Origin of the sequence: Paraburkholderia sp. RL18-101-BIB-B (assembly GCF_046026985.1) — a bacterium.
In the GTDB taxonomy this organism is placed as follows: domain Bacteria; phylum Pseudomonadota; class Gammaproteobacteria; order Burkholderiales; family Burkholderiaceae; genus Paraburkholderia.
In genome coordinates, this window is record NZ_JARESV010000005.1 from 144,563 (window position 1) to 156,114 (window position 11,552).

Consider the following 11,552-nt stretch of genomic DNA (forward strand, 5'->3'; position numbering starts at 1 on the left):
CGCTCGCGCAAGAGAGGTAGCGGCGATACCGGTAGAAGAGCTTGCCTTGTTAGCCCGCAACGACGTTGCAACAATGCAGGCGAACCGATTGGGCCGCCCGTCGGCGCGAAAGCCACGAAGCGGCGTCGACGTGACACACCTGATACCGAGGCATACGGCCATGCGCATTTCGTTTCTGCACACGATGGATGGAAACCGGCAAGTGTTTGAGCAGGCAGCCAAAACGCTTGGGCTGCGGGCGGAAGATCTTCAGCATGAAGTGAGGGCGGATCTTCGCGAGGCTGTCGATCAAGCGGGGACGTTCTCCGACGAGTTGCGAGCCCAGACAAACCAGCGCCTTCTCGCGCTGGCAGCCGATTCCGATGCTGTCATTCTGACTTGCGCCACGCTCGGGCCGGCCGTGGCCGATATCAGGAGTCCCCGTGTGCCTATCGTCCGAGCGGACGTCGCTTTGGCTGCGGCGGCAGCAGAAGCGGGCGGAAGAATCGTCGTGTTGTGTGCCGCTGAATCGGCAATCGAATCGACCAGGAAGCTCTTCGCGGAGCACGCAAGCAAAAGCGCGGCATCGGTGGAGGTCGTTCACGTTGGCCACGTTTGGGCGCTGTTCAGAGCGGGCGACGTTCAAGCATGCCTGGCAGCGACCGCATTGTCTGCGGATGAGGCGTATGAGGCGGGTGCGACCGTTGTCGCGTTCGCTCATCCGTGGATGGCGCCCGCCGCCGATCTCGTCCAGAAGGGAAGACGGCCGCTCGATAGTCCGAGCGCGGCGCTGCACGTTGCAACGCGGCGATTCAGCGAACGCTCGGGTCACGCCTGACCGGGATCGAAGCTAAATCAGCCGCACTTCAAATCCGCTCACCACGGCGATCGCTTGTCGCTTCGTCCAAAATGCACGACGCGTGACTCAGCTTCGTCCACGGCGAACACGGGCGCAGTTTGCAGTTGCTGTTCGTGCAAATCGAGAAGCCTGGTGATCGGCGCGCAGTCCGCTGCCGCGATCAGCCAGATGTCTTCACTCGCGCTACGGGCGGCTGCATCCAGAATACGTTCGGCATCGATATATAAATCACGCTCCAGCGCACCGAATCCGGCCTGCTGAAGATACCAGGCCAGGTAAAGCGCCTTCACCAGTTTCGCCAGCAATTCGCCGTTGCCCTTGCCCGCCTGAAATGCGGCCAAGGCGAGATGCCAGCGCAACGACTGTTCTCGCACGTATGTCGCGCTATGCGGCAAGAGCTTGGCTTTGCCAAGCGGCTTTCTGCGCGCCTGATTCCCCGTTGGTCGTTTTTTACGATTCTGAGACATGGATCGTTTATCTTGTCGATGCTGCTTTTAATTCCAGCATCGTAATGCATGCGACAAAGAAAAATCCACCATCAAGGCGACTTAACATAATCTATTGATATGCCATTCGCATACCAAGCTTTGTGATTAAATGAATTCGATCTAATGATATTTTGTAAGCATATGTTTTTATTAAAATTTCCATAATCAGTTGACCGAGATTGCCTCGCCGATCGGGGAATGACGTTACGAAGGCTAGCGGATGGTATGACAGCGCAGCGTGTAGCGCAATATCTTAGCTAATGCCTTCCGTCCAAACCGACGCGATTATCAAGCCCGCTATATAAAACGAGACTTGCAACCTAAGTTAATAGTTGGTCCAGCCATAGCACCGTCGCTGCCGGCCGTACGCAAAGACTAAAGTTTCCAATGAGAAAAACACGCGCAGATCCCACACGGTTCGATCGCGCTGATCCTTTCCGCCGCTTAAGCCAAGCGCGACCGCTCAAAGCGCCACCGATGGCCCCACCGCCTACACCCAACCCTCCCCGCGAAACTTGCGGCTCGCCCCAAATGTTATTATCGGAAACAACACCGTCCCCCTAAAGCGCGCATTCGAAGCATCAAGCCCCATGGACACCCATCTCGCCAAACCCGCCGATCCGTCCACCACCGACCTCGGCCGCCGTGTCCGCGCCGCCCGCCAGGCGCAGGATCTGACGCTGGAAACCGCCAGCCGCCTGTGCGGCGTGTCCCGTTCGACGCTCTCCAAGGTCGAAAACGGCCTGATGTCCCCCACTTTCGACGTCCTGCAGAAAATCGTCCTCGGATTGAAGATCGAAATCGGCGAGCTGTTCGGCTCGACACCGAAAGTCAGCGCCAGCGGGCGTCGCGCGCTGACCCGCAAAAACGAAGGCCAACGCCACGCGTATCGCGGCTACCAGATGGAACTGCTCGCCACCGACCTCGCGCACAAAGCGATGCTGCCGTTTCGCATCCGCATCTCCGCGCACACGCTCGACGCATTCGACGACTGGGGTCGTCACGAAGGCGAGGAATTTCTGTATGTGATCAGCGGCAGCGTGTGCCTCTATTCGGAGTTGTACGCGCCGACGCATCTGAACGCCGGCGACAGCCTCTACTTCGACAGCCGCACCGGTCACGCGGCGGTCTCCACGAGCGAAGAAGACGCCGAAGTGTTGTGGATGGCGACCAGCGCCGACATTCCGCAAGCGCCGGTCGCCATTGAATCGACGAAGAAGTAACGCAAGCACCTCAGTGCGCATGAATGCGCTTTAGCGCGCCGCCAACGCCCGCTGCGCAAGTTGCGCAATATGCATTGCGTGTCGCCCCGTGCCCTGCTCGATCTGCTCTCGGCAACTAAAACCGTTGGTCAACACGATCGTCTCCGCGTCCGCCGCACGCACCGCGGGAAACAACTTGTCTTCGCCGATCTTCGTAGACAGCGCGTGATGCTCCGCGTTAAAACCGAACGATCCGGCCATGCCGCAGCATCCCGTATTGAGCAGTTTCCATTTCACGCCGAGCTTGTTCAGCAGCGCGGTATCGCCCTGCATGCCGAACAGCGCCTTCTGATGACAATGTCCGTGCACGATCACGTCCGCGTCAAGCGTCGGCCAATCGAACGGCTGACGCGCGACGAAATCGGAGAACAGGAAAGTCTGCGCCGACAGTTTCTTCGCTAGCGGATGGCCGGGCAGTTGCTTCAGCAATTCGTCCTTAAACACCGACAAACAACCGGGTTCGAGACCGACGAGCGGCACGCCGGCGGCGATATCGTCCGCGAGGTCGTCGAGAATGTGCGTGAGCAGTTCGCGCGCGCGTTCGAGCAGGCCAAAGTCATACAGCGGACGCCCGCAGCACAAACGGTTCTTCGGCAACATGACGTGCCAGCCCAGTTGCTTTAAAACATCGGCAGCGGCCTGCGCGATCTCGGGCGTGAAATGATCGTTGAACGTATCCACCCATAGGATGACTTTCTTCACCTCGCCGCGAGCATCACGCGCCGTTTGCGGCGAACGCTGCGCGATCTGCCTGTACGTGGCATCCGCGAATCGAGGCAATTCACGCGTTTGCGCGACGCCGGCCAGCCACTTACCGAACGAAGACAAACCCGGCGCCGACGTCATGAAGTTCGTCAGACGTGGCAAACGCGCCGCCCACGGCGCCCATTCGCCGATCCGTCCCATGAACAGCGCCTGCCGTGGCCTGCGATTCGTCTCGTAGTAATGCGAAAGAAATTCCGCCTTGTACGAAGCCATGTCCGTATGCGTCGGGCAATCGGATTTGCAGCCCTTGCACGCGAGGCACGTATCGAGCGCTTCCTTCACTTCGCGGCTTTGCCAGCCGTCCGCGATCACATCGCCTTGCAGCATTTCCCAGAACAGATGCGCGCGGCCACGCGTCGAATATTTTTCTTCACGCGTCGCGCGATAACTCGGGCACATCGTGCCGCCATCGAGCGAGCGGCATTTGCCCATGCCGATGCATCGCTCGATCTCGCGCTGAAAACCGTCGCCCTCCTGGCTCGCGAACGTCAGTCGGGTTTGCAGCGTGACCGGCTTGTAAGCGGGCCCCATGCGCAGGTTCTCGTCGACGCGATATGCGTGCACGACCTTGCCCGGATTCAGACGATTGGCCGGATCCCAGATCGCCTTGAACTGCTCCATCGCCTGCATCAGTTCAGGGCCGTACATGATCGGCAGAAACTCGGCCTTCGCCTGACCGTCGCCGTGTTCGCCCGACAGCGAGCCGCCGAATTCGACCACCAGTTCGGCCGCTTCGCGCAGAAACTTGCGCCACGTCGCGACACCTTCCGCGCTGCGCAGATCGAAGGTAATGCGCGCGTGCACGCAGCCATCGCCGAAATGGCCGTAGAGACTCGTCTCGTAACCGTAGCGATCCACCAGCGCCTGGAACGCGCGCAGATAGTCGCCGAGACGCAACGGATCGACCGCCGCATCTTCCCAGCCGACCACCGGGTCCGGCGTGCCGGAATCGACCGATAACGCCACCGCCGACGCGCCGGTCTCACGAATCGACCACACCTTCGCCTGCAACGCGCGATCTTCGACGAGCATCGCCGACACATTCGGCCCTGCTTCGCCCGAGGCAAAGTAAGCGACGGCGGCTTGCGCTTCGCGCATCACATCGTCTTGCGTGTCCGCGCCGAATTCGAGCACGACCCACGCATCGCCTTCGGGCAGCAACGCGATCTCGTCCTTTTTCAAACCGCGCGCCTGCAAGCCGCGAATGATCGCGCGGTCGAGTCCTTCGATAGCGATCGGCCCGCAGCGCATGAAATGCGGCACGGCATCTGCGGCCGCGTAGATATCCGTGAAGCCGACCACGACGATCACGCGCTCGGCCGGGCTCTTCACGAGACGCACTTTCGCCTGCAAGGTGAGCGCGCAGGTCCCTTCGGTGCCGACCAATGCACGTGCGACGTTAAAGCCGTTTTCCGGCAGCAGTTGATCGAGATTGAAGCCCGACACACGCCGCTTGATCTGCGGGAATTTCGCGCGAATCTGCTCGGCGTAGGCGTCGCGCAGTTGCTTCAGCGCGGCGTAGATCTCACCCTGACGGCCACCTGCCGCGATGATGCGTTCGAGTTCCTGATCGGATGTCGGACCGACCCAGAAACGCGCGCCGTCGAAAGTCGCGATTTCCAGCGCTTCGACGTTTTCGACCGTCTTGCCGGCCATCACCGAATGCGCGCCGCACGAGTTGTTGGCGATCATGCCGCCGAGCGTGCAGCGGCTGTGCGTCGCCGGGTCGGGTGCGAAAGTAAGGCCATGCTGTTCCGCGGCATCGCGCAAGGTATCGCAGACCACGCCCGGCTCGACGACCGCGACGCGCGTGACCGGATCGACCGACACGACACGGTTCACATACTTGCTCGCGTCGGCGACTACCGCGACGTTGACGCACTGCCCGTTCTGCGACGTGCCGCCGCCGCGCGCGAGAAACGGCACGTCGTTGCGGCGGCAGGCGGCGAGCGTGGCCAACAGATCATCCACATCAGCGGGCACAACGACGGCGAGCGGCACTTGTCGATAGTTCGACGCATCCGCCGCATACAGCGCTTTCGAGCCCTGGTCGAAGCGCACTTCGCCGCGCACGTGGCTGCGCAGATCGGCTTCGAGCGCCTGCATCACAGCGGCGCTGCCCGCAAAAGGCGTGGCGATGCGCGGCGTCTTCTTCAACGCGCGGCGGCCGGCACCGTCCAACTCATCGACGCTTGCGCCTTGTTCTTCATCAAATGACGTTCCCACTGCGCTCCCCGTTTCTCGTGCCGATGCCGCCGATTCGCGCTCAGGCAGCCTGGCTCGCGGTCATCTTGAAGATGCCCTGTGCGTTGCCCGCGTCGAAACGCAGGTCCGTTTCCCAACGACGCGCGTCCTGATCGAAAGTCCGCTTGCGCGTAATGAACTCGTAAAACGAGCCCGGCACTTCACGCGTCACGATGCCGCCGTCAGCCGCGCGGAACTCGCGCTGAACGAGGTCCGCGCGATATGCAGTCTGAAACACACGGCCCGAGCGTGAACGCTCCACTTCTGGTTTCATCGGACGACCCTTGGCCTTCTCGTCGTCGGAGAGTTGAAAGACATCCGCGACGCGATCGGTGGCGTGATTGAAAGCGTTGCCTTCGGTCGCGATCCATGCCATCTCCGCCGATTCCTTCAACAATACTTCGTAATCGGCTTCGCGTGGCATGTCGTGCTGCCGCGCGAACGCGCCGACGATCACCGGCAGCAATTCATGCGCCGCGTCGAGCGGCAGCACGCCGTCGCGCTCGAGCTCCCACAACTGGCCGATGGCGCGAGGCGTCAACGGATCGCGCGACGCGCCGATCACGTTGGTCACGGCCTGCTGAAATTCTGCCGAGAACCGCTCGGGATGCAATTCGCTGACGAAGAACTGCGCGATTTCATCGGGCGCGTCGTCGTGCGCCCAGGCGCGGCCGGTCATGCCGAGGCGGTCGAGTGGATAGCGGCCGTTGATGCTGAAGCCGAGCGGACGAAGAATGCGTGCGAACGCGGCTTCACCCGTCGGCAGCGCGCCGCTGTGCGGCCAGCGCACCGTGCGCAACGCGCCGTGATCGAAGTACACGCTGCCGCCTGCCGCGATCGTCTCCTCGGTGTACTGGCGGCCGTTCGCCGAGCGCGCCAGCAGATCTTCGAACAGCGCCATGTTCATCGCCTGCGCGAGCTCGGCGCGCGTGACGATGCCGTCCTCCCATTCGTCCAGGATGCGCGGATGATTCAGCGTCGCGAAGAGCCGGGTGGTTTTGTCGGCGCCGAGCAGTTTCAGCAGCAGTTGTTCGACATTCGCATTCTTGATGTTTCGCATAGCGGCTCTCTCCGTAACTTTGACGGGCGCTGATTCACATGTTCGAGCAGACCTGCCGGTGCGGGTGCAAGCCGCAGGACGGCACGATCGAAGGCGTGATTATTCAAACCTGCCGGCTTGCCGTAAAGCGAGATAAAATCGCGACTTGATGCGTTTTTGGAATCAACGTGCGAAAGTTCAAGATCCCCAACATGGGCGCGCTGCTCGCTTTCGAAGCCGCCGCGCGGCACGAGAGCTTCACGCATGCGGCGCGCGAACTCTTCCTGACCGAGAGCGCGGTGTCGCGGCAGATCAATACGCTGGAGAGCAATCTTGGCGTGCGGCTGTTCGTACGCGTCAAACAGCGCGTGGTGCTGACGAAGGCAGGCAAGGTCTATAGCGCGCAAGTGCGGCGCTCGCTGGAACAACTCGATCGCGACACGCTGTCCATCATCGCGCACGGCAGCGGCGGCGGTTATCTGGAACTGGCCGTTCTGCCGACCTTCGCGTCGCAATGGCTGATTCCGCGGCTCGCGGCATTCAATAGGCAGTATCCGGACGTCCGCGTGAACATGGGCGTTCGAACCGGCACGTTCCCGTTCGCCGACACCCATTTCGAGGCCGCGATTCATTACGGCAAGCCCACATGGCCGGGAACGTCGGCGGATTTTCTGTTTAGCGAGGAGGTGGTGCCGGTGTGCGCGGCGAGTTTGCTGAAGCGGCCCGTTCAAGGCGCCGCTGAGCTTCTGGACTATCCGCTGCTGCATTCCACCACCCGGCCTGACGGCTGGGCGTCATGGTTCGCCAGCATGGGTGTCGACGACAACCGGACCATGCAGGGCGTGCGCTATGAACTCCACACCATGCTGATCAGTGCGGCCGCGGCCGGTCTCGGCATTGCGCTGGTGCCGCGCTTTTTCGTCGAAGCGCAACTCGACCAGCTTGGGCTCGTGATTCCGCTCAACGTGCCCGCGGTCGCCGACTCCGCGTACTACCTCGTCTATCCGACCGAGTTGAGTCATGGCAAGCCGCTGGCGAGTTTCCGCGAGTGGCTGCTGCACGAAGCCGCCGCCTACAGCGCGGTGAATCCTGAGTTGGCCGGCCCGCCCTATACCGGTTGAGCCGGCGTCAGATCAAACCTCAAGCGCCCGCTTGTTCGCGCGCCTTTGCCAGCGCGCTCAAATTGCCTTCGCCGAAGCCGTGATGACCTTGGCGCTGGACGATCTCGAAGAATATTTCGCCGGCGCGGCGCCGCACGAAGGTCTGGAAAAACAGCAGCGGCACGCCGTCCGCGCCGATCTCGCCGTCCACCAGCACGTGCGTGCCCTTGAGCCGCGCGACGTCGAGCCCATGACCCGGCAGACGCGCGTCGAGTTGCTCGTAGTAGCGTGGCGGCGGCTCGACGAACTCGATGCCGTTCGCGAGCAATTGTTCGACGCACGCGAAGATGTCGTCGGTCGCGAGGGCGATATGCTGCACGCCTTCGCCCGGATGGTCTGGCAGGTACTCATGCATCAGGTTGGTCCGGCTCGTGCCTTCCTCGTACAAGGGCACGCGGATCGCGCCGCACGGCGACACCATCACGCGCGATTCCGCCGAGACATGCCAGTTGGCGTGCAACTCGTGAATCTCGCGGAAGTTGAGCAGGTCGCGGTAGAAGTCGAGCCATTCTTGCATCCGGCCCTCGCCGACCGTTTGCGTCAGATGATCCACCGCGACGAGGCCGGTGCCCGCATGGCTCAAGTCGGCATGCGCCGTGTCGATTTCGATGGGCCGGAAGTCGATATCGAAGATCGAGATATCACCGAGGCCGCCACGCTGGCCGCCGCGGCCGCGCCAACGGTCGACGAAATAGATGTGCGAGTCGCCGATGCCCTGAATGGCCGGAATCAGCAGCTCGCCCGTGCCGATCTTTTCGCCTTCGAACGCCCATGCGCCGAGTTCGATCGCGCGGTCGAAGGCGCGCTGCGCGTCCGCCACGCGAATGCCGATCGCGCAAATGCCCGCGCCGTATTCCTCGGCATAGCGCGCGGCGAACGAATCCGGCTCGGCGTTGATGAGGAACTGCATCTCGCCCTGACGATAAAGCGTGACGTCCTTGCTGATATGCCGCGCAATCGCCTTGAAACCGAGTTTGGTGAAGGTTTCGCCAAGCGCCTGCGGATCGCGCGCGGCGAACTCCACGAATTCGAGGCCGGCGGTGCCGAGCGGATTGTGCTCAGGCGCCGACACGGCGCGCAGCGCGGCGTCTGGAGTGGGCAAGTCGCTGGGCATGGCAATCTCCTTTACAGTCTTTCGACGCTGTTCCTGCTGTTTCCGGTGTTCGGTGCAAGCCGCCGCCACATCCGCAGTGTGACACCACGGCTTTTGCACCGTGTTTGTACACCGGGTAGCCGGGCGTCCGCAACCTTCATTTTGTACCGGATGGTTCACACGACGGCGCGCCAGCATGCCTCGCGGCGCTCACCACCATGATTGAGTACCGGACGCCCTATTTGCGGCTCCGTTTCTGCACCCTTTTACCGGCCGCCTTATCCGCGCTCGACGCCATGCGCTGCTGCGCGACCTCGCGCACCGCCTCGATAAACGCCCGCCCGACCGGCGACGGCTGCGTGTCCGAGCGGCGGATCAATCCGACCGGCTCGCCGGTGCCGGCAAAGGGCAACGGCAAACGGACCAGCATGCCGTGCGCCAGCTCGTATTCGACAGCGCTCAGCGGGACGAACCACACCGCGTCGTTCTCCAGCGTCAACGCGCGGCCCGTCGAAACGGACAATACCTCGACGAACGCCGACAACGGCGGCACGCCCCACGCGCTCAACAGACTGTCCGCCGATTGCCGGATCAACGTGCCGAACGGCGGCAACACAACCGGAAAATCCTCGAGCGAGGTTGCCGGCAAACCCGCGCCCGCCGCGAGCGGATGCCCGGCGCGCACCACCGCGATCAACGGCTCGCTGAACAACTGCTCGAAACTGAGCCCGACCATGCGCTCGGGATCGGCCAGACGTCCGATCGCAAATTCGATCGTGCCCGCTTTCAGGCGCTCGAGCAATTCCGGGTTGGCGCCGGTCGCAAGACGCACGATCACGCGCGGCCACAGAGTGGCGAACTGCTTGAGCACCGGTGGCATCAATGCCGCCGCGACGGTCGGCAGGATGCCGATTTCCAGCGTGGCCGCGGCCGCGCCTTCCGCGCGCGCCAGCAGATCGACACCCTGGCGCAACGCGCTGACGCAGGCGCTCGCGTGCGGCATGAAGAGTTGGCCCTCGCGGGTCGGCACGGCGCCGTGGCGGCCGCGCTCGAACAGCTTCACCCCGAGAATCGCTTCGAGTTCGGCAACGGTCTTGGAGACCGCGGGCTGAGTGATCGACAGGCTGTCAGCGGCCCGCTGGACGCTGCCGAACTGCGCGACGGCCAGAAAGCACTGGAGATGACGGAATTTGACGCGGCTATCCGCGAGACTGCGTTGCATAACGGCAGGTTATACGAAAAGGGCGAAAACGTCATTTTGCATAACCTCTCAGGTTGGATAAAGTCTTTCCATAACGCCGTATCCCACAATTCCTCGAAGGAGACACTGATGGACGATTCCTTTCTCAGCGCGCGTGACTTCTCGTCGCATCCCGCTTACGTCTACCCCGGCTACGGTTCGTCGGTCAAACGCGGCCCGACGCGTCCGCTGATTCCGCTGAAGGAAAAGCTGCGCGACCAGCGCGTGCCGGTCTACGGCACCGATGACCTCGGCGCGCTCGACCACGACCTGACGCGTAACGCCGTACGCAATGGCGAGCCGCTTGGCGAGCGCATCATCGTGACGGGCCGCGTGCTCGACGAAGGCAACCGCCCGGTGCGCAACACGCTGGTCGAAATCTGGCAAGCCAACGCCGCCGGCCGCTATGTTCACAAGGCCGACCAGCATGACGCGCCGCTCGACCCGAATTTCCTCGGCGCGGGCCGCTGCATCACGGACAACGAAGGCCGCTACCGTTTCCTGACGATCAAGCCGGGCGCATATCCGTGGGGCAACCATCCGAATGCGTGGCGTCCGAACCATATCCACTTCTCGCTCTTCGGCGACCATTTCGGCTCGCGTCTCGTCACGCAGATGTACTTCCCCGGCGACCCGCTGCTGGCGTTCGACCCGATCTTCCAGGGCACGCCGGAGCACGCCCGTGACCGCCTGATCGCGGATTTCTCGCTCGACACCACGCAAGAGGCCTATGCGCTCGGCTACGACTTCGACATCGTGCTGCGCGGCCGCAACGAAACTCCGATGGAGCGCTAAGCCATGACGACCCTCAAGCAAACGCCTTCGCAAACGGTCGGACCGTACTTCGCGTATGGTCTGTGTCCGCAGCAGTACGATTTCGATTTCAAGAGCCTGTTCACGCCCGTTCTGGCTGACCGCGAAGCGGCCGGCGAGCACATCACGATCGTCGGCCAGGTGTTCGACGGCGACGGCAAGGTGATCGGCGACGCCATGCTCGAAGTGTCGCAGGTGGACGCGAATGGGCACTTCCCGGAGTCGCGCGACGAAATCCTGAAGACCGGCTTTCGCGGTTTCGCGCGTGTCGGCACCGGCACGGATCCGCATAAACGCTTCGTCGTGGAAACGGTGAAACCGGGCCGCGTCAGCCCGGATGAAGCGCCGCATCTGAATGTGATCCTGACCATGCGCGGCATGCTGCTGCACACTTTCACGCGCGTCTATTTCGAGGACGAAGCCGCGGCGAATGAGAAAGACCCCGTACTGGCAACGGTTCCAGCGGACCGGCGCGCCACGCTCATCGCCCGCCGCGAGCCGCATGTGGCTAACGTCTACCGCTTCGATATCTACATGCAAGGCGATAAGGAAACCGTATTTTTCGATCTTTGACGCGGTTTTTCTACACTTTCATATAGCTTTCACATAC

The 11,552-nt window shown here is 62.4% G+C and carries 10 protein-coding genes; 5 read left to right on the top strand and 5 right to left on the bottom strand.

What is annotated here, in order from left to right:
- Positions 1-160 precede the first annotated feature (160 nt).
- Positions 161-817, top strand: a complete 657-nt coding sequence (locus tag P0D73_RS11295; protein WP_408178521.1) for an arylsulfatase — start codon at positions 161-163, stop codon at positions 815-817.
- Between the two features lie 38 nt (positions 818-855).
- Here P0D73_RS11295 and P0D73_RS11300 read toward each other — a convergent pair whose 3' ends face one another.
- Positions 856-1,197, bottom strand: coding sequence for a hypothetical protein (locus P0D73_RS11300; protein WP_408315992.1), 342 nt, complete (start codon positions 1,195-1,197; stop codon positions 856-858).
- A 719-nt stretch (positions 1,198-1,916) separates the two neighbouring features.
- Here P0D73_RS11300 and P0D73_RS11305 point away from each other — a divergent pair.
- Complete coding sequence (locus P0D73_RS11305; protein ID WP_408178519.1) at positions 1,917-2,549, top strand: helix-turn-helix domain-containing protein; 633 nt, start codon at positions 1,917-1,919, stop codon at positions 2,547-2,549.
- A 30-nt stretch (positions 2,550-2,579) separates the two neighbouring features.
- Here P0D73_RS11305 and P0D73_RS11310 read toward each other — a convergent pair whose 3' ends face one another.
- Positions 2,580-5,579 (bottom strand): FAD-binding and (Fe-S)-binding domain-containing protein, encoded by a 3,000-nt coding sequence (locus P0D73_RS11310; protein WP_408431369.1) that lies wholly within the window; start codon positions 5,577-5,579, stop codon positions 2,580-2,582.
- 40 nt (positions 5,580-5,619) lie between these two features.
- On the bottom strand, positions 5,620-6,657 hold the full coding sequence (locus tag P0D73_RS11315; protein WP_408431371.1) for a DUF1338 domain-containing protein: 1,038 nt from the start codon (positions 6,655-6,657) through the stop codon (positions 5,620-5,622).
- Positions 6,658-6,824: 167 nt separating this feature from the next.
- Between P0D73_RS11315 and P0D73_RS11320 the strand changes: the two genes are divergently transcribed.
- A complete protein-coding gene (locus P0D73_RS11320; protein ID WP_408431373.1) occupies positions 6,825-7,757 on the top strand; it encodes a LysR substrate-binding domain-containing protein in 933 nt (310 codons plus the stop codon).
- A gap of 19 nt (positions 7,758-7,776) precedes the next feature.
- Here P0D73_RS11320 and P0D73_RS11325 read toward each other — a convergent pair whose 3' ends face one another.
- Both P0D73_RS11325 and pcaQ read right to left on the bottom strand, forming a co-directional pair.
- On the bottom strand, positions 7,777-8,910 hold the full coding sequence (locus P0D73_RS11325) for a 4-hydroxyphenylpyruvate dioxygenase family protein (protein WP_408431375.1): 1,134 nt from the start codon (positions 8,908-8,910) through the stop codon (positions 7,777-7,779).
- Positions 8,911-9,127: 217 nt separating this feature from the next.
- Positions 9,128-10,111 (bottom strand): pca operon transcription factor PcaQ, encoded by a 984-nt coding sequence (pcaQ, locus tag P0D73_RS11330; protein WP_132383774.1) that lies wholly within the window; start codon positions 10,109-10,111, stop codon positions 9,128-9,130.
- Between the two features lie 108 nt (positions 10,112-10,219).
- Between pcaQ and pcaH the strand changes: the two genes are divergently transcribed.
- Together pcaH and pcaG are read left to right on the top strand one after the other, a co-directional pair.
- Complete coding sequence (pcaH, locus tag P0D73_RS11335; protein ID WP_408178514.1) at positions 10,220-10,924, top strand: protocatechuate 3,4-dioxygenase subunit beta; 705 nt, start codon at positions 10,220-10,222, stop codon at positions 10,922-10,924.
- Between the two features lie 3 nt (positions 10,925-10,927).
- Positions 10,928-11,515 (top strand): protocatechuate 3,4-dioxygenase subunit alpha, encoded by a 588-nt coding sequence (pcaG, locus tag P0D73_RS11340; protein ID WP_132383770.1) that lies wholly within the window; start codon positions 10,928-10,930, stop codon positions 11,513-11,515.
- Positions 11,516-11,552: the final 37 nt, after the last annotated feature.